15 protein-coding genes, 1 other RNA gene and 2 pseudogenes are annotated in these 17,818 nt (G+C 69.7%); 8 read left to right on the forward strand and 10 right to left on the reverse strand.

The window, feature by feature from the left end; all coding sequences use genetic code 11:
- The 4 genes and pseudogenes from FFS52_RS00005 to FFS52_RS00020 all read right to left on the reverse strand — a co-directional run.
- Positions 1 to 268 (reverse strand): annotated as a pseudogene (locus tag FFS52_RS00005) (CPBP family intramembrane glutamate endopeptidase); the annotation flags it as partial.
- A gap of 51 nt (positions 269 to 319) precedes the next feature.
- Positions 320 to 1,411: an NAD(P)H-binding protein gene (locus FFS52_RS00010; protein WP_068971555.1), complete on the reverse strand. Its 1,092-nt coding sequence runs from the start codon at positions 1,409 to 1,411 to the stop codon at positions 320 to 322.
- Positions 1,412 to 1,513: 102 nt separating this feature from the next.
- Entirely contained in the window at positions 1,514 to 2,497 is a 984-nt protein-coding gene (locus tag FFS52_RS00015; RefSeq protein ID WP_068971556.1) for a YafY family protein, read from the reverse strand.
- Positions 2,498 to 2,567: 70 nt separating this feature from the next.
- Positions 2,568 to 4,133, reverse strand: coding sequence for a serine/threonine-protein kinase (locus tag FFS52_RS00020; RefSeq protein WP_068971557.1), 1,566 nt, complete (start codon positions 4,131 to 4,133; stop codon positions 2,568 to 2,570).
- A gap of 158 nt (positions 4,134 to 4,291) precedes the next feature.
- Here FFS52_RS00020 and FFS52_RS00025 point away from each other — a divergent pair, with 158 nt between their 5' ends.
- Entirely contained in the window at positions 4,292 to 5,116 is an 825-nt protein-coding gene (locus tag FFS52_RS00025; RefSeq protein WP_058253133.1) for a maleylpyruvate isomerase family mycothiol-dependent enzyme, read from the forward strand.
- 73 nt (positions 5,117 to 5,189) lie between these two features.
- On the opposite strand, the pseudogene FFS52_RS00030 reads toward FFS52_RS00025, so the two are convergent.
- From FFS52_RS00030 to FFS52_RS00040, 3 genes and pseudogenes are all read right to left on the reverse strand, one after another.
- A pseudogene (locus tag FFS52_RS00030) lies at positions 5,190 to 5,917 on the reverse strand (DUF559 domain-containing protein); the annotation flags it as partial.
- A gap of 64 nt (positions 5,918 to 5,981) precedes the next feature.
- Positions 5,982 to 7,961, reverse strand: a complete 1,980-nt coding sequence (locus FFS52_RS00035) for a protein kinase (RefSeq protein ID WP_068971558.1) — start codon at positions 7,959 to 7,961, stop codon at positions 5,982 to 5,984.
- 131 nt (positions 7,962 to 8,092) lie between these two features.
- Entirely contained in the window at positions 8,093 to 8,902 is an 810-nt protein-coding gene (locus tag FFS52_RS00040; protein WP_058253131.1) for a fused MFS/spermidine synthase, read from the reverse strand.
- Between the two features lie 122 nt (positions 8,903 to 9,024).
- On the opposite strand from FFS52_RS00040, the gene FFS52_RS00045 reads away from it, so the two are divergent.
- Positions 9,025 to 10,029, forward strand: a complete 1,005-nt coding sequence (locus FFS52_RS00045; RefSeq protein WP_137808466.1) for a cobalamin biosynthesis protein — start codon at positions 9,025 to 9,027, stop codon at positions 10,027 to 10,029.
- On the opposite strand, the gene FFS52_RS00050 is transcribed toward FFS52_RS00045, so the two are convergent.
- Positions 10,007 to 10,993, reverse strand: a complete 987-nt coding sequence (locus FFS52_RS00050) for an SURF1 family cytochrome oxidase biogenesis protein (protein ID WP_171011517.1) — start codon at positions 10,991 to 10,993, stop codon at positions 10,007 to 10,009. The genes FFS52_RS00045 and FFS52_RS00050 overlap by 23 nt on opposite strands.
- 37 nt (positions 10,994 to 11,030) lie before the next feature.
- Here FFS52_RS00050 and FFS52_RS00055 point away from each other — a divergent pair, with 37 nt between their 5' ends.
- Entirely contained in the window at positions 11,031 to 12,035 is a 1,005-nt protein-coding gene (locus tag FFS52_RS00055; protein WP_058253129.1) for a putative zinc-binding metallopeptidase, read from the forward strand.
- Between the two features lie 276 nt (positions 12,036 to 12,311).
- Here FFS52_RS00055 and FFS52_RS00060 read toward each other — a convergent pair whose 3' ends face one another.
- Together FFS52_RS00060 and FFS52_RS00065 are read right to left on the reverse strand one after the other, a co-directional pair.
- Complete coding sequence (locus FFS52_RS00060) at positions 12,312 to 12,791, reverse strand: low molecular weight protein-tyrosine-phosphatase (RefSeq protein ID WP_068971674.1); 480 nt, start codon at positions 12,789 to 12,791, stop codon at positions 12,312 to 12,314.
- A 50-nt stretch (positions 12,792 to 12,841) separates the two neighbouring features.
- Entirely contained in the window at positions 12,842 to 13,528 is a 687-nt protein-coding gene (locus FFS52_RS00065) for an HAD hydrolase-like protein (protein WP_068971690.1), read from the reverse strand.
- Between the two features lie 30 nt (positions 13,529 to 13,558).
- On the opposite strand from FFS52_RS00065, the gene cobC reads away from it, so the two are divergent.
- The 5 genes from cobC to rnpB all read left to right on the forward strand — a co-directional run bounded on the left by cobC (position 13,559) and on the right by rnpB (position 17,802).
- Positions 13,559 to 14,701, forward strand: coding sequence for an Rv2231c family pyridoxal phosphate-dependent protein CobC (gene cobC, locus FFS52_RS00070; protein WP_068971675.1), 1,143 nt, complete (start codon positions 13,559 to 13,561; stop codon positions 14,699 to 14,701).
- The gene (locus tag FFS52_RS00075; protein ID WP_068971676.1) at positions 14,679 to 15,821 is read left to right on the forward strand and encodes a Nif3-like dinuclear metal center hexameric protein; all 1,143 of its coding nucleotides are present in this window, start codon (positions 14,679 to 14,681) and stop codon (positions 15,819 to 15,821) included. The genes cobC and FFS52_RS00075 overlap by 23 nt, the downstream gene beginning before the upstream one ends.
- Positions 15,822 to 15,902: 81 nt before the next feature.
- Complete coding sequence (locus FFS52_RS00080) at positions 15,903 to 16,640, forward strand: C4-type zinc ribbon domain-containing protein (RefSeq protein ID WP_058253125.1); 738 nt, start codon at positions 15,903 to 15,905, stop codon at positions 16,638 to 16,640.
- Between the two features lie 4 nt (positions 16,641 to 16,644).
- Positions 16,645 to 17,337 carry a histidine phosphatase family protein gene (locus FFS52_RS00085; RefSeq protein WP_068971677.1) on the forward strand — a complete coding sequence of 231 codons (693 nt, stop codon included), beginning with the start codon at positions 16,645 to 16,647 and terminating at the stop codon, positions 17,335 to 17,337.
- Between the two features lie 50 nt (positions 17,338 to 17,387).
- An RNA gene (gene rnpB, locus FFS52_RS00090) (RNase P RNA component class A) lies at positions 17,388 to 17,802 on the forward strand.
- Positions 17,803 to 17,818 lie beyond the last annotated feature (16 nt).

Below are 17,818 nucleotides of genomic sequence, written 5' to 3' on the forward strand. Positions count from 1 at the left end.
GGCGGGAGGGGGTGGGGCTGAAGGCGCCGAGCCGCAGCGGTCCGGAGACGAACGCACCGACGATCCACACCGCCGCCAGGCCGATGGTCAGCGGGTAGAACGCGGCGTCACCCGGCTCCACGCGCAGGGAGATGCCGAGAACCACCGCACCGATGACGAGAAAGACGCCGACCAGCCAGCGTCGTCGGATGTAGTGGGCGCCGGGATCGGGGTCGCGGTCCGCGGCGACGGAGTCGTACAGGTCGCGCGCCAGTGAGGTCACCAGCACATCACCACCTAGTTCGATCGGTCAGGGAGTCGGTCGACTAACGGTCACCGCTCACGACGCTACATCGGCGCGACTGGGTCGGAGGACTCCGACGACCTTGGTGGCCACCCCGAGGGACGTGCCGATCGTCTCGACGACGCTGCGCTTGACCCGCAACCAGTCGCCGCCGGCCCAGGCCGGGTCGGTGTCGGCGAGGTGGTGGAGGTCGTCGAGGTCGCACACCGAGCGGGGATACGGCGACCGCACGGATGCGTGGACGGCCTCGCGCATCGGTGTCAGTCCGCCCGCCGGCGGCGGGACGAGATCGCGGATGCGGTGCTCGGACGCCGTCATCGGATGGTCGAGCGAGGTGACGAGCTCCTCGGTGAGCGACGCCGGGACCGGCACGAGCATGCCGCCGACCCGGCCCGCGAGCCGGGTCGAGATCCCGAAGACCGGTAGCCGCAGCCTCGGCATCCGGATCGCCGACACGTACTCGTGCAGGATCGAGATGTAGCGCGCGCTGTCGGGTCCGGAGATGTCGTAGTTCCCGGCGGGCAAGACGGAGGAGTCGCACGCCGCGGCCAGATAGTGGACCGCGTCGCGGATGGAGATGGGATCCATCTCGTTGGTGATCCATTCGGGTTCGGGGATCACCGACAGTCGGTCGGCCATGTAGCGAATGATCTCGAACGACGTCGAACCCGCGCCGATGACCACTGCGGCGCGCAGCCACACCAGTTCGGGCCCGCCGTCGACCACCAGTCCGTCGGCGACGTCGGCGCGGCTCTGCAGATGGGTGGACAGTTTGTCGTCCGACGGCACGAAACCGCCGAGATAGATGATCCGTCCCACTCCGGCGTCACGCGCGGCTTCGGCGACGTTGCGTGCGGCGTCGCGGTCGCCGTTCGCGAAGTCGGCCTGGCCGATGGCGTGGACGAGGTAGTAGATCGCGTCGATCTGCCCGGCGTCCGACATCGCGCTCCTGACCGACGCCGGGTCGTCGGCGTCCATGGTCACCATGCTGACTTGGTCCGACCAACCGAACTTGGCCAGCTTCCGGGTGTCCCGTGACGTGACGACCACGTCGTGTCCCTGCTTGAGCAGTGCGCACACCAAGCGGGAACCGACGTACCCCGTGGCGCCAGTGATGAGAAGTCGCATGACACCGACGGTAGAGAAAATCGGCGGAGTCGGTCGGCTCGGGAGCGTCCATGTGACAGACACGGTGCCGATGTCACGGTCGGGTAACGGCGTCGGTGACGGTCACGGTTGCGCGACGACTGCCCGTCGGTACCGTTCGGCGACCCGGTCGTGGTACTCCGCGGCGGCCACCAACTCGGCCCGGAGTTCAACCGGTTCGATCACGGTGAAATCCGCGCCGAAGGCGTACAGCCAGCGAGCGATCTCCGCGAGCGACGTGCTGTACAGCGTGATCTCGCAACTGTGCTCGTCGCCGGACTCGAGTGCACCCCACGATTCGTGGACCATCGCCGACACCGCGTCGAGCGAGGCGTGGATACGCACCCGCGCCGTGACGCGTCGGTAGACGGACCCGAGACCGCGCAGTACGAACGCCGCCGCGCCGCCCTCGGGTGGTTCGCGCGGGGTGAAACGCGGTCCGGTCGGCACCTTCGGTTCCATCCGGTCGACCCGGTACGACCGCCAGGCGCCGCGTTGGATGTCGAAACCGACCAGATACCAACGGTTCCCGTTGCGGACGAGTCGATAGGGTTCGATCTCGCGTCGGCTCTCCTCCCCGTCGTTGCGCCGATAGTCGAACCGCAGCCGCTCGTTCCGATGGCATGCGGTCGCGATCTCGGTGAGCCGGTCGGCGGACACCGCGCTCGCCGGCGCGGTACGGGGCACGGCCTCGATCCGCAGGGCGTCGAGTCGGTGGCGCAGCCTCGACGGCATGACCTGACGCAGCTTCGCGAGCGCGCCCGCCGAGGCCTCCGCCATGTCGGCGACCGCACCGGTCGTCACCGCGTCGAGCCCCAGAGCGACCGCGAGGACCTCCTGGTCGTCGAGCAGCAGCGGCGGCATCTCCGCGCCGGCACCCAGCCGATAGCCACCGCGCGAGCCGACGTTGGCGTCCACCGGGTAGCCCAGCTCGCGCAGTTTGTCGATGTCGCGCCGCACGGTGCGGGTGGTGATGTCGAGGCGCTCGGCGAGTTCGGGGCCCGACCACTCGCGTCGTGTCTGCAGTAGCGACAGCAACGCGAGCAACCGCGCGGAGGTTTCCAACATGTGCCCATCCTGCCCGACGATGCGGACAGGTCCGGTCCTTGTTCGTCGCGTCGTCCCTGTAGGGGCGCGGTCAGCAGGTGATCTGCGATTCCGGGTCGGTGGTGTAGTCGAGCCAGCGGCCGTATGCAAGGCCGCCGATCTGGTTGCGCATCGTGCAGATGTCCTCGAGAGTGCGGCCCGCGACGTAGTAGACCGCATAGATCGGAGTGCCGTCATCGCTCACCTGCTTCAGCGACGGACACGACTGATCTGTGCGCAAGTAGCTCGCACCCGGGTACTGGTTCAAATAGGACTGCACCTCGCCGGGGTAGTTCCCGGGTGCGGTCGCGTTGGCGACCACGACGATCCCCGTGCCGTCGCACGCCGGCCGGGTCATCGGCACGGTGAGACCGAGATCGCCGGGGACGATTGCGGGTTGAGGACTCGCCGACGGCCGGGGTGCCGGACCCGGCTGCGACGCGGGGCCCGGTTGCAAAGTCGGTCCGGGAAGGGGCGTCGGTTCGGCCGGCGTCGGCGTCGTTGGCTGGGGCGCCGCCTCGGTGGTCGTGGACACTGCGGATGCGTCGGCGGCTGTGGTCGCCGGGTTGTCCCGCTCGGTCGTGACGATCGCCCAGGCGACGACGCCGGCGCAGATCAGCAGCACGACGGACGTCGCCACGACGATGGGAACGAGAGGTGACCGGCGGCGGGGCGGTGTGGTCCAGACCGCGGCCCGGGTGGCGTCCCACGGCCCGGCTGGAGCGGCGGGTGTCGATGCCGACGGGGTGGCGGGCACGACGGTGGGGGTTCCGGCCGGGACGATCGTCGGCGCGCCACAGAGAGGCTCCGACCGCAGGGCACCGCCGGCGTCGGCGACCAGCGCCGCCGCCGAGAGCTGGCGCTGCGACGGATCTTTCGCCATCCCGCGGGCGATGACGTGATCGATCGCGGCACCGAGGCGCGGCGGCGGGGCGGTGAGGTGGGCGGCGATCAACCGCTCGATGGTGGTCGCCGAGGCGAACGGGTGCACTCCGGCGAGACATTCGAACAGCACGCACGCCAGCGCGTAGATGTCGGCGGGCGGCCCCACGGCATCGTCGCCGAACCGCTCCGGCGCCATGTAGCCGAAGGAACCGACTGCGGTGCCGGTGCTCGTGAACCGTGTGTCGGTGTCCGCCTGTGCGAGACCGAAATCCACGAGGTACGCGAAGTCGCGATCGTCGACGAGAATGTTGTCGGGTTTGACGTCGCGGTGGACGAGGCCGGATCGATGCGCAGCATCGAGGGCGTCACCGATCTGACCGACGATCCGCAGCGCGCGTTCAGCCGGCAGGGGTCCGTCCTGCAGGAGCAGGGTGCGTAGGTCGCGGCCGTCGACCAGGCGCATGTCGATGAACAGGCGCCCCTCGATCTCTCCCCAGTCGTGGATCGGGATGACGTGTGGATCGTTGAGGCGGGCGGCAACGCGCGACTCGCGGTGGAACCGGTCACGGAAAGCCGGGTCGTCGGCGACCTGAGGGCTGAGCAGCTTCAGGGCGACGACCCGGTCCTTGCGGGTGTCGGTCGCGCGGTACACCTCGCCCATTCCGCCCCGGCCGATCAACCCGTCGATGAGGTACGGACCGAGCCGGTCGCCGGCGCGCACGGATGCAGACACGCGGACAAGCGTAGGGTGTCCGGGTCGTTCGCCGGGGCCGACACCACGCATTGTCCTCCGTTCGGCGGGTCCCGGGATCCGCAGATCGGTCCCCGATACGGTTGAACCGAGTGACCCGCCGGCGACCCTGATCGCCGATCCAGACCCGAGGAGAAACGATGGCGACGACGATCCTGCCGATCGACGAGGTGACCGAGGCTCTGATCGCGCAGTGGGGCGTGATCGGCGAACTGGCCCGCGCGCTCGACGACGATGCGTGGTCGGCGCCGTCGGTTCTGCCCGGCTGGACCAATGCCGACATCGTCGCCCACATCGTCGGGACCGAAAGCATGCTCGACGGCCGCGACGTCGAGGCCACCCGTACGGTCAGCGCCCTCGACCACGTCCGTAACCCGATCGGCGAACTCAACGAGAAGTGGGTCGACCATTACCGCCCGAAGCCGCGTGCCGAGGTGGTCGCCGCCCTCGACGAGATCATCGGCGTCCGGACCGAGGCGCTGAAAGCCATGTCGCAGAACGACTTCGACGCCGAGTCGATGACGCCCGCCGGGCCGGATACGTACGGGCGCTTCATGCGGATTCGGATCTTCGACTGTTGGGTGCACGAGATCGACCTGCGTGACGGCACCGATCGTTCCGCCGTGGCCGAGCCGGGCCCGGCGTCGTTCGCACTCGACGAGATCGGCGCGTCGTTGCCCTTCGTCGTCGGGAAGCGAGCCGATGCACCGAAGGGCAGCACCGTCCTCTTCGACATCACCGGGGTGTCTCCGCGAACCGTGCGAATCGCCGTCGGGGACCGGGCGGGTGTCGTCGACGAGTTCGACGGCGGCGACGACGCCGCCGACGTGCGTATCCGGCTGGATGCGACGAATCTTGCGCGGTACGCCGGCGGCCGACGGGATGCCGATTCGTCTGCGGTGGAGTTGCACGGCGACCAGGTTCTCGGACAAGCGATCCTGAGCCGGATGAACTACGTGATCTAGTCGGGTGGACCTCGGCGGCTAGTCCTGATTTGGTTGCGGTTTGTATCGCTTTGCGGGACAAGTCGCAACCGGATCAGGCGGCCGAACGGCTCAAGGCATTTCTCACCGTGGTCACCACCTGATCGCCGCGTTCGACGATGTCGGCCCAGGTGAAGTTCAGGACGGTCCAGCCCGCGGCGATGAGCGCATTGCGCTTTGTCCGATCTCGCTGAAACGTCGTGACATCGCGGTGGTAGGCGAATCCGTCGATTTCGACAGCCAGCTTCTCCCGGGTGAAGGCCACGTCGACGACATATCCCTCGGCGCCCACGTTCGGTGTCCAGCTCACTATGCCCGACTCGCGAAACAACGTGGCCACGATTCGCTCCGCCTCCGATCGCGCGCCGTCGCCGAGGAGTCGCAAGTACTGAGTGATGGCCGGAGAACCATGCCGCCCGGGGTAGCGCGAGTGTGCGGCCTGCAGGTCGGTGAGTTTCACCGCGCCGGAGAGAAGAGCCGAATCGAGGACAGCGATTCCGAGTTCGGCGGAGGCGTCGAGGACGGTGAGCGCCGCTGCGGTGACCCTGAGGTCGGCGTGCGTGGTGACGTCGGCGTCGGTCAAGCGGCGGTGCCGGACCACCGCAGTCGCTGACGAGCGCGTATGCGCTCTGTGAGAACCGGTGGCCACGAGGTGTTTTCGGGGCTCTTTCGGGTGGAGGCCCAACCACCAAGCGGCGGCAACCCCACCCAACGCGGCGTCGAGCTCACGGAGAGCACCGCGATCCGTGCCTGTGCGCGCGCCGATCGGTGATGGCCCAGAATTCCGGTTGCGGTTTGTCCCGGTTGCCGGGACAAACCGCAACTGGATCCACATGGACTCCGCGGGTCACCCGCCGACGGTCGCTTTTTGGATCAGCAGGTTCTGCTTCGGCGGGCCCGACGCCGCACCCGGGGCATTCGGGGTGAAACCGCCTGCCAGGACCTTGTCGAGGACGGCGAGTCCGGACGGGTCGATGGTGCCGACGGTCGAGTAGGTCAGCGGGAGGTCGGTGTCGTCGGCGAGCAGGAAGAACGTCGTCGAGCCGGTCGCGCCTTCGTCGTCTGGCAGATCGAGGATGCCGACGGTGCCGCGCGGATAGGTGACCTGCGGTACGCCGTCGTCGTCGGTGCCCGCCGACGGCAGGTTCTCGGGCAGCTCGTCCGGGCTGGTCCAGCCCGGGTTGGTGCCCTCCCGGCCGCCGGACGAGCCGCAGATGAGGTACTGCCGCGACGCGCGGTGACACTTGCTGTTGTCGTAGAAACCGGACTCGATCAACGACACCATCGCCCCCACGTTGCAGGGCGCCTCGGCACGGTCGAGCGTCAGGTCGATCGTGCCCTGGCCGGCAATGGGGATCTGCGCGTCGACCGTTCCGGTGTTCGGCTGGCTCGGGGCGGGAGCGGGCTGGGTGATGCCGCCGACCGCGGTTCGTGTCGGGTAGTCGCACGCAACGGTGCCCGCCGGGATCGCGCTGGTCGACGTGCTCGGCGGGGCCGGGTCGCCGCCGCCCGAACCGGCCAGGACCACGATGATGCCGGTGACCGCCAGCGCGATCACGACCAGCCCGGCACCCACCGCGATGGCCACATTCCGTCCGGTGTTCGATTTCCGCGGCGGGGCGGTCGGGGTGCCCCACTGGCCCGGGCCCGCGAACTGTTGCGGGCCGGAGAACTGTTGCGGGCCGGAGCGCTGGGGAGCCGAATAGGACTGGGGACCCGAGCGTTGGGGACCCGGGTAGGACGGCGCGCCCGAATGCGACTGGGGGCCCGAATAGGACTGGGGACCCGAATGTCGTTGCGGGCCGGACTGTCCCGGCGGTGGCCCGAACCCGGGGGCGCTGCCGGGCTGTCCGGGCGCGGGTGTGCCGGGCGAGATGACCGTGCGATCCGAGGGGACCGGACTCCCGGGCTTGCGAAACGCGTCGGCGCCGGCCCCTCCGGGCGCGTAGGTGGGCGGGGCCATCGGGGGCGGTGTCACGATGCGCGGTGTCACCGTCGGCGGTGCCGACGACGCGGGCGGTTCGGTCAGCGCCGACGCCGCGGCCCGGATCAGTTCGCGCGCCGTCGGATAGCGCTGCGCCGGATCCTTGGCGAGTCCGCGCGCGATGACCGGGTCGAGCGGACCGCCCATCGTCGGCGGTTCCTTGGTGATGTGCGCGGCCATCAGACCCTGGTCGGTTTTCACCGGATACGGGGTCTGACCGGTGACACTTTCGTACAACACGCAGGCCAACGCGTAGTTGTCCGAACTCGGCCCGGCGGGGTCGTCGCCGAACCGCTCCGGCGCCATGTAGGCGAGTGTCCCGAGCGCGGTCCCGATCTGGGTGAGGCGGCTGTCGCTCGCGCCCTGCGCGATGCCGAAGTCGACGAGGTAGGCGAAGTCGTCGGCGTCGACGAGGATGTTGTCCGGCTTGATGTCTCGGTGGACGAGGCCGTTGCGGTGCGCGGCGTCGAGAGCCGACGCCACCTGGCCGAGGATCGCAACCGCCCGGGCGGCGGGCAGCGGACCGGCGGCGAGCAGCTTGCGCAGGTCCTGCCCGTCGACGAGCCGCATGTCGATGAAGAGGACGCCGTCCTTCTCGCCCCAGTCGTGGATCGGGATGACGTGCGGGTCGGAGAGCTTCGCCGCGGTCTTCGACTCCCGCTCGAAGCGCTCGCGGAAGTCCTTGTCGTGCACCAAGTGTGGGGGCAGGAGTTTCAGGGCGACGCGGCGTTCCCGGACGGCGTCGTAGGCCTCGTAGACCTCACCCATCCCGCCACGACCCAGGAGTCTGTCGATGCGGTACGGACCCAGCGTCGTACCCGCACGCGACGATGGATCGCTCACGTCATCCTCGGTTCCTCGGCGTCGGGATCGAACCCAACCCTATCCATTGGCGACAACGGGTGTGCAGCGTGTGCCGGCAGCCGGGTCACGACACCGCGTCCGGCGGGCGGCCGCGCGACCACCCCGGTGCTTCACGGCTCGTCGGTCAGGGCCTCGCCGCGGGCGAACTCGCGGGCCCGGTCACCGGAGAGGATTTGCGCCGGTAGCGGATCGCTGAGCAGGGTGCGGACGAGGGAGGCCGACGGATCGAGCGGGGTGTCGCTACCCGCGATCACGATGTTGCCGGTGCGTCGACCTTTGAACATCGCGGCGTCGGCGATGAGCGCGAGATGGTCGAACACCGATCCGACGGTCGCGGCTTCGGCGCGGGCGCCGGCGAGGTCCCGGCTGTCGCCGCAGTTGGCGAGATACAGGCCGCCGGGGACGAGAACGTCGCGGACGCGTTCGGTGAATTCGCGCGTCGTGAGGTGCCGTGGGGTGCGATCGCCGGCGAACGCGTCCCGTACGACGACCTCGCGGGTGCCCGGCTGCAGCGACTCGACGACTTGCCGCGCATCGCCGACCCGGATCCGGAGTTTCGGCGCACGAGGGAGGTCGAACCACTCCCGTACGAGGCGTGCGAGTTCGGCGTCGATCTCGACGGCCACCTGGCGGGCGTCCGGGTAGCGGTGGTCGAGGTGGCGCGCCAATGCGCAGGCCGCCCCACCGAGATGCAGGACCCGGAGTCGATCGGTCGTCGGGTGCCGTTCGTCGATGACGGCCGCCATCTGCCGCAGGTAGTCGAAGTCGAGCGCGGTCGGGTCGTCGGGGTGGATGTGCGAGCTGTGCGCCCCGTTGATGGTCAGCAGCCACCCGCCCGCGATGGTGTCGGGGCTCAACTCGGCGACGCCGGTGTCGATGTCGTACCGACCGGGTGTCGGGTGTGCGGTTGTCCGGGCCACGGGGGCCAAGTGTGGCACGGGCCCGGCGCCGGGAGCGAAGCGAGCGGGCCGAATGGGTGCCGGCGCCGGGAGCGAAGCGAGCGGGCCGGAGGCACACGAGCCCGGGTGGATACCATCGCGCGGTGCCCAGACCGTCGCGTTTCCGTAGTCCGCACCCCGATCGCCGTCGTGGTGACGTCACCGCGGCGGGGTTGGTGGCCGGGTTCGTGCTCGACGAGCTGTTCGGTGATCCGTCGCGCGGTCACCCGGTGGCCGGATTCGGACGGCTGACGGGTGCGGTCGAGCGGCGTATGTACCGGGACTCGCGGGCGGCGGGCGTCGGGCTGGTCGGGGTGATGGTCGGTTCGACGGTGGCGCTCGCGGCGTTGCCCGGTCGGCGATCTGCAGGCGTTGTCGACGTCGCGGTGACCGCGGCGTCGACGTGGGTGGCGCTGGGCGGCACGTCGCTGTGTCGGGTCGGCGATGCGGTCGCGCAAGCGTTGGAGGCCGAGGACCTCGAGGGTGCGCGAGCGCTCATTCCCAGCCTGTGCGGCCGGGACCCGGAGTCACTCGACGAGGCGGGGCTCTGCCGTGCAGCTCTCGAGTCGATCGCCGAGAACACCTCCGATGCGACCGTCGGTCCGCTGGTGTGGGGTGCACTGGCGGGTGTCCCCGGAGTGCTGGGGTATCGGGCGGTCAACACGCTCGATGCGATGGTCGGCTATCGGAGTGAGCGCTACCGGAACTTCGGCTGGGCGGCCGCGCGCCTCGACGATCTCGTGAACCTGCTGCCCGCGCGGCTGGCGGGTTCGCTGCTGGTGGTGATCGGCGGCGCCCCGCGGCGGACGATCGCGGCGTGGCGCCGGGACAGCAGTGCCCACCCGAGTCCGAACGCGGGGGTCGTCGAAGCCGGGTTCGCCGGGGCGCTGGGGGTGCAGCTGGGCGGTCGGACCGTCTACCCGTACGGCGTCGAGATGCGTCCGACGCTCGGTTCCGGACCGGCGCCGGGGCCGGCCGATCTCCGAGCCGCGGTCGCCTTGTCGCGGCGCGTGCAACGCGCGACGGTGCTCACCTGCGCGGTCGTCGCCGTGGTACGACCGGGCGTCGGAGCCGCGGCGAGGCGGCTCAGCCGCCGTATCGCCGGGTGAGCTTGTCGCGGACGTCGCCGGATTCGTCACCGGCGCGCGGGCCATGGCCGATGTCGCCGACCTGCTGGGTCACCGTCGTCCCGGCGGCGGCCCGCAATTCCTCTCGACGGTGCTGCCGGCGCTGGGAGCGGGACTCGACGGTCGTGGTGGCAGCGGCGACCGGGTCGGACGGCTGGTCGACGGCGGTGCCGGCGGCCGCGGTCGCCGATGTCTCGGTGGCCGCAGCGGCAGCCCGGCGACGGGCGCGGATCTCGGAGTAGAGGAAGTAGCCGACGCCGAGGGGGGCCATCACGCCGAAGGCGAGCCACTGCAGGCCGTACGACAGGTAGGGGCCGGTGTCGAGCTGGGGCAGCGGGATCTCGCCGAGCGAGCCCGGCTGGTCGGGGGAGAGCTGCAGGTAGAAGTCGTCCATCGGGGTGGACGTCGCCGCGGACACCAGCCCCGGGTTGATGGTCGCGACGGTCAGTGCGCCGTTCTCGACGCGTGTGCCGCGGTCGGTGCTCACGCTCTCGGCGGCCCGGATGCGGCCGTCGACGGTTTGCTCGCCGACGGGCGGGGCCGGGATGTCGGGGACCGCTCCCTCGACCGGGCGGACGAAACCGCGGTTGACGAGGATGACCCGGTCGGACCCGCTGACCGCGAACGGGGTGAGCACCTCCACCGCGGGGCGCTGATCGACGTTGCGGAGCCGGACGAGAGCCTGCCGGTCCGTCAGGTACCGCCCGGTCACCGCGACCGAACGCCACTCCGAGGACGGCACGAAGGTCGACGACGGCGCCACCTCCGCCAACGGTGCCGTCTCGATCGACGTGGCAGTGCGGATCAGGTCGTTGCGGCGTTCGGTGTCGGAGTTCTTGCCCAGCTGCCAGGGCGCGAGCAGGGTGAAGCAGGCCACCGCGAACGCCGCGACCACGAGACCGAGGGCAATCCACCCGGGCCGGAGGATCGTTCGCAGTACGTGCACACCGCCCAGGCTACCGAGCGGGGGTAGCCTGATCGAAATGCGAGACTTCCTCTGCTTGAAGTGCGGTCAGCGTCTCTCCTTCGAGAACAGTCTGTGTCTGAACTGCCGGAGCCCGCTCGGCTTCTGGCTGAAGACCAGGACCATCCACGTCCTCGACGACCAGGCGCGCGTGGAGGTGGACGGCGTGCTGCTCGAACGCTGTGCCAATACCAAGGTCGCGCAATGCAATTGGCTGGTGAAGTGGAGCGGCAAGCCGACCATGTGTGAGTCGTGCCGCCTCACCCGTACCCGTCCCGGCGACGACGATCCCGAGGCGCTGGTCATCTTCGGCCAGACCGAGACCGCCAAGCGTCGCCTCATCCTGGAACTCGACGAACTCGGGCTCCCCATCGAGACCCGGGAGGAGAACCCGGAGTCCGGGCTGGCCTTCGACCTGCTCTCCAGTGCGAAGCAGTCGGTCATCACCGGTCATGCGAACGGCGTCATCACCCTCGACCTCGCCGAGGGGGACGACGTCCACCGCGAACAGATGCGCGTCGAACTCGCCGAACCGTACCGGACCGTCCTCGGGCACTTCCGGCATGAGATCGGCCACTACTACCAACTCGTCCTCATCACCGACGAGCGACGAGCGGGCTTCGAGGAGCTGTTCGGAAACCCCGACGACGACTATCAGGCGGCTCTCGACCGCCACTACAGCGAGGGCGCTCCCGAGGGCTGGCGGCAGGACTTCGTGTCCTCATACGCGACGATGCACCCGGCGGAGGATTTCGCGGAGACGTTCGCGCACTACCTGCACATCCGCGACACGCTCGACACCGCAGCGGCGTTCGCCATGGCGCCCGCGGGCACGACCTTCGACGGGGTGCCGCCCGGGGACGTGGGATTCGACCGGGTCATCGACGAGTGGCTACCGCTGACGTGGGCGCTCAACCAGATCAACCGGTCGATGGGCCATCCCGACCTCTACCCATTCGTGCTGCCCGAGACGGTTCTGACCAAGATCCGCTTCGTGCACAATCTCATCGCGCCGGCGGCTTGAGATCTGGGCTCCCGGCACCCGCACTGCTTGGCCGCTGAGGAGAGGGCGTTGCCGGCGACCGGCAGACTTCAACTCGACTCCTAGACTTCGATCGAGGTCCAGGGGTCGAGTTGAAGTCTGTCGGTCACAAATCGGCGCAGGTACGCGAGACACTTGCGAGCGTCACGAGGGTCTTCGCAACCTCGGTCGGCAGACCCTTCGTGACGCGCCCTCCGCAAGCTCCGAGCGCTCCTCAGGGAGCAGAGGACAGACCGGCGGTTTTGTGGTTCTTTCGGATCAGGACACCCCTATTTCGGCCCGCACCCAGTCGATCAGGCCCGGCATCGAACCCTCGATCTGTTCGCGTGTCACCACGAAGTCGTCGGGGGTGCCGTAGTACGGGTCGGCGAGATCGAGGTCGTCGGCGGGCGCGGACGGATCGAACGAGCGCAGCAGTCGTGTGCGGTCGCCGAGACGTTTGCGTTCGAGTTCGCGCACGTGGCCCTCGTCCATCGCGAGCAGAAGGTCGGCCTCGAAATGTTCAGGTCCGATCAACGCGGCGACATGTGCGTCGGAGTAGCCGTGCGCGACCAATTCGGTTCGCGCGCGATTGTCGGCCGGCTCACCGATGTGATAGCCGCTCGTCCCGCAACTGGACACACGCACCTTGCCGCCGAGTCCGGCGTCGTCGAGTGCCGTTCGGAAGATGTTCTGCGCCATCGGTGACCGGCAGATGTTGCCCGTACACACGAAGCAGATGTGAAGTTCGTCAGACACTGCTACCTCAACAAGTCGATGTGCGCCTCAGCCGGTCGTCGGGTACGAGGTCACGCACCCAGGACGTCGCGGAGTTCGGCCACGGACTCGACCACCCAGGTCGCACCCTGGTCCTCCCCGCCCAGAGCGTAACCCCACCGCACGAGAATCGCTGAGATGCCGAATTCGGCCGCGCCCAGCACGTCATGGCTGCGGTCGCCGATCATCACGACCGGAGTGGTCACGTGCCCGGTCTGCGGGTCGGTGGGCAGTCCGAGTTCGGCGAGGGCGGAGGTGATCACGTCGGCTTTCTCGCGGCGGGTACCGTCGTCGCTGGCCCCGGCGATGTAGCGGAAGTGTCCGGCCAGATCGAAGTGCTCGAGGATCCGACGCGCGGTGGTCTGGTTCTTCGACGTCGCGATCGCCAGGGTCCGGCCGCCGGCGGCCAGATCGGCGAGCAGCTCGGCCATCCCGTCGAACACCGAGTTCTCCAGCCAGCCCACCTCGGTGTATCGCTCTCGGTACGCGCGCATCGCCTTGTCGGCCGTCTCGGGGGAGAGGCCCAGGGCATTCAGCGTGTCGATCATCGGCGGCCCGGCGATGCCGGCCACGATGCGCGGGTCGGGCTCGGGCGCCCCGACCACGGCGAGAGCATGCCGAAAGCTGTTCTCGATACCTGCGAAACTGTCGGTGACCGTGCCGTCGAGGTCGACGAGTAGGACGGTCTCGGGATGGCGGGGATCCGGCGTCGTCGTCACCTCTCCATCGTGCACGTAAGGTCTGAACACATGACAGTTGGGTACGACGCGCTCGACGTCGAGACCGGCCCGGCCGGGACACCGCCGCCGCGCGCCGATCTGACCGACCCGGAACGTCACGGCGACCAGGACGCCACGCCGGGGCTCGTCGACTTCGCCGTGAACGTCCGCGGTACACCTCCGGCGTTCGTCCTCGACGCCATCCGGTCGGGACTCGACGATCTTGCGCGATATCCGACCGGAGCGCAGGAGCGACGAGCCGTCGACGCGATCGCCGCGGCACACGGCCGTCGCCCCGAGGAAGTGCTGCTGCTCTCCGGAGCCGCCGACGGGTTCGAGATGCTCCCGCGGCTGGGGGTTCGTCACGCGGCCCTGATCCAACCGTCGTTCACCGAGCCGGAGGTCGTGCTCCGCGCCGCGGGCATCCCGATCACGCAGGTCGCGCTGGCCGCACCCTGGGAGCTGCCCGGTCCGGGAGACAGCGGGACCGCCGTGCCGGACGACGCCGATCTCGTCATCCTGGGCAATCCCACGAACCCGACGTCGGTGCTGCACCCGGTCGAGGCCATCGCCGCATTGCGCAGGCCGGGACGGATCCTCGTCGTCGACGAGGCCTTCGCCGACCTCACCCTGGGCGCCGACGGGTCACTCGAACCCCAGTCCCTCGCCTCGGTCGACTGGCCCGACCTTCTCGTGATCCGCAGTGTGACAAAGACTTTCGGTCTCGCTGGACTCCGCGCGGGTTATCTGCTCGGGCCGGTCGACCTGCTCGATCGACTCCGTGCCGGCCGACGACCGTGGGCCGTGTCGACCCCCGCGCTGGCCGCGCTGACCGCCTGTGTCGAGCAACAGGGGCAGCGATACTGCGCCGCGGTCGCGCGGCGGGTCGCCGACGAGCGCAGCGAGATGGTCGCCGAGCTGACGCGGATCGGGCTCCGAGTGGCGGCCGAGCCCGCGGCGCCCTTCCTGCTCGTCGAGATGGCCCACGCCACCGAGGTGAAGCAGCGGCTGATCCGCCACGGATTCGCGGTGCGCAGCTGCGCCAATTTCGTCGGCCTCGGCGACTCGCATCTTCGTCTTGCCGTCCGGGCACTTCCGCAGGTCCGCGCGCTCACGCGGGCGATCGAGTTGGTACGAGAGGAGATCGACAGTGGAACCGGCGAACGCGTCTGACGCGACTGTGACGGTGGGCGACGTGGTCGACGTCGTGGAGCGGGCTTATCCGCCCGCCCTCGCCGAATCGTGGGATGCGGTCGGTCTGGTGTGTGGCGACCGGGCCGACCCGGCGCGCGGCGTGCTGGTGTGCGTGGACGTCACCGATGCGGTGGTCGACGCCGCGGTCGCGGCCGGCGCAGGGATCATCGTCGCCCATCACCCGCTCCTCCTGCGCGGTGTCACCACCGTGGCCGCCGACACCCCCAAGGGCCGGATCGTCCATCGGCTGATCCGCAACGGGATCGCGCTGTTGTGCGCACACACCAACGCCGACAGTGCGCGGCCCGGCGTCTCCGACGCGCTGGCCGACCGGCTCGGGCTGCGCGGCACCGTCCCCATCGACCCGAAACCGGTTGCGGCAATGGACAAGTGGGTCGTGATGGTGCCGGAGGGCAACGTCGAGCAGGTCAGCGAGGCGATGTTCGCCGCGGGTGCGGGGGCGATCGGCGACTACCGGGACTGCTCGTGGACGGTCGTCGGAACCGGGCAATTCGAGGCCGGCGAGGACGCCTCACCGACCATCGGCGAGATCGGGATGCGCACCCACGTCGACGAGGCCCGGGTCGAGATGGTCGCCTCGCGCGGACTGCGGGCCGGCGTCCTGCGCGCTCTGCGCGACGCGCACCCGTACGAGGAGCCGGCCTTCGACGTGTTCGAACTGGCCGACCTGGGCAGCGATGTCGGGCTGGGCCGCGTCGGGTCGCTCACCGAGCCGATGACGTTGCGCGATTTCGTCGCCGAGGCCGCCCGGGTGTTGCGCACCCCGGCGGGTGTCCGCGCCGCGGGAGACCCGGACGCGCTGGTACGGACCGTCGCGGTGTGCGGCGGAGCCGGGGACTCCTTGCTCGGACGTGTCCGCGGTCTCGGCGTCGACGTCTACCTGACCGGTGATCTCCGTCATCATCCGGTCGACGAGAGTCTGCGCGACGGCGGGCCGGCCCTGGTCGACGCCGGACACTGGGCGACCGAGTTCCCGTGGTGTGCGCAGGTCGATGCGCTGCTCGAGGCCGAATTGGGCACGCCGGTGAGTGTCTTCGAGGCGCCGACCGATCCGTTCGCGCTGCACAGTGCGGGCTGACTCGGGAGAAACCGAGCCGCCGCCGGCACTCGCGCGCCCCCCGCGTACGGTGGGGGGACTTTCGCCGAAGAGGAGACCGCAATGAAAGTCGACGCCGCCGTGCAGCGACTGCTGCTCGATCTCGCGGACTCCGATGCCGAGATCAATCGTCTCGTCCATCGCCGCAAGACCCTGCCGGAGGACGCCGAGATCGCCGAACACAACTCCGCGATCGATGCCGCCCGTGACGATCTGGTGCGCGCGGAGATCGCCGCCGAGGACCTCGGACGCGAGTACCGCCGGATCGACTCCGAGGTGACCGGTATGGCCAACCGTGAGGCCAAGGACTCGGCCCTGTTGACCGCCGGTGGCCTGGCGCCGAAAGCGTTGTCGGAGTTGCAACACGAACTCGCGGGCCTGGGTCGCCGGCGAGCGGTGCTCGAAGACGAGATGCTGTCGCTGATGGAGCAGCAGGAGGCCGTCGAATCCGAACGCACCCGCGCCGCGGCGACCATCAGCCACCTCGAGGAGAAGGTCGCCGAAGCACAGGTCCGGCGCGACAAGTCCCTCGAGACCATCGACGAGGACCTGTCGCGCGCGCGGGAGCGCCGCGAGACCCTCGAAGCCGAGATCGATGCGCCGCTGCTCGCGATGTACGACAAGCAACGCGCCGGCGGCCGCATCGGCGCCGGCCTGCTGCGTGCACGCCGATGCGGTGCATGCCGGATGGAACTCGACCGCGGGACCATCGCCACCATCGCCGCGGCACAGTCCGACGAGGTGATCCGGTGCGAAGAGTGCGGCGCGATCCTCGTGCGCACCGCCGAGTCCGGGATCTAGATTCGTGACCGCGACCGCCGAAGAGTCAGTCCCCGAGCATGATTCGGCGACCAAGGCGCCGTCGTGGCAGGGTCGGCGCAGCGATCCGACCCGGTTGATCCTGCTCCGGCACGGCCAGACGCCGCTGTCGGTGGAGCGGCGCTACTCCGGGCGGGGCAACCCGGACCTCACCGACGAGGGCCGACGCCAGGCCCGCGCCGCCGCCGCGCGCGTGGTGCGCGAGGAGGGGATCGCCGCGATCGTGACCTCGCCGCTGCGGCGTGCACGGTCGACGGCCGAGGAGGTCGCCGCCCTGACCGGGATCGACGTCGTCGAACATCCCGGGCTGATCGAGAACGACTTCGGTGACTGGGAGGGTCTGACGTTCACCGAGGCGTCGCAGCGTGACCCGGATCTGCACCGCGCGTGGCTGTCCGACATCACCGTGCCCGCGCCCGGCGGGGAGAGCTTCGCGCAGGTCGCCGAACGCATTTCGCGGACGAAAGCCGAACTGCTGGAGAGGTATCCGGGTCAGACCGTGGTGCTGGTCTCGCATGTCACGCCCATCAAGACGCTGCTGCAGGACGCGCTCGGCGTCGGACCCGAACTGCTGTTCCGGCTGCACCTCGACCTCGCGTCGGTGTCGATCGCCGAGTACTTCGACGACGGCGGCTCCGTCGTGCGGCTCGTCAACGACGCCGCGCACTGGCGCGTCTGACGCCGCCGTCGAGGGTCCGCCCGACGCCTGCCGTATCCTGGGTGCGCGAACGAGTCGGCCGGGCGGCCGCGGTGCGCGGAACGGGCGGTCTCCCGTCACGCCGCGCATCGAGGAAAGTCCGGACTCCGCAGAGCAGGGTGGTTGTCAACGGCAACCCGGGGTGACCCGCGGGACAGTGCCACAGAGAACAGACCGCCGGCCGCGAGGTCGGTAAGGGTGAAACGGTGCGGTAAGAGCGCACCAGCGGCACGGGTGACCGTGCCGGCTCGGTAAACCCCACCCGGAGCAAGGCCGAAGCACGCACCTCGCGGTGCGTGTGCGCGGGCGTCACGAGGGCTGCTCGCCCCAGCCCGCGGGTGGGCCGCTCGAGGTACCCGGCGACGGTGTGCCCAGATGGATGGTCGCCGCCCACGCGGTCTCACGACCGTGCGGGAACAGGATCCGGCTTACGTGCCGACTCGTTCGCCTCACTCTTCTCTAG

The organism is Gordonia sp. ALPHA1B1 (assembly GCF_005502615.1).
Classification (GTDB): Bacteria; Actinomycetota; Actinomycetes; order Mycobacteriales; family Mycobacteriaceae; genus Gordonia; species Gordonia hongkongensis.

Bases quoted from the DNA above. Each gene is read 5' to 3' on its own strand.
- FFS52_RS00055 (WP_058253129.1), top strand. From the start codon at position 11,031: ATGCGAGACTTCCTCTGCTTGAAGTGCGGTCAGCGTCTCTCCTTCGAG.
- FFS52_RS00010 (WP_068971555.1), bottom strand. From the start codon at position 1,411: ATGCGACTTCTCATCACTGGCGCCACGGGGTACGTCGGTTCCCGCTTG.
- FFS52_RS00025 (WP_058253133.1), top strand. From the start codon at position 4,292: ATGGCGACGACGATCCTGCCGATCGACGAGGTGACCGAGGCTCTGATC.
- FFS52_RS00080 (WP_058253125.1), top strand. From the start codon at position 15,903: ATGAAAGTCGACGCCGCCGTGCAGCGACTGCTGCTCGATCTCGCGGAC.
- cobC (WP_068971675.1), top strand. From the start codon at position 13,559: ATGACAGTTGGGTACGACGCGCTCGACGTCGAGACCGGCCCGGCCGGG.
- FFS52_RS00015 (WP_068971556.1), bottom strand. From the start codon at position 2,497: ATGTTGGAAACCTCCGCGCGGTTGCTCGCGTTGCTGTCGCTACTGCAG.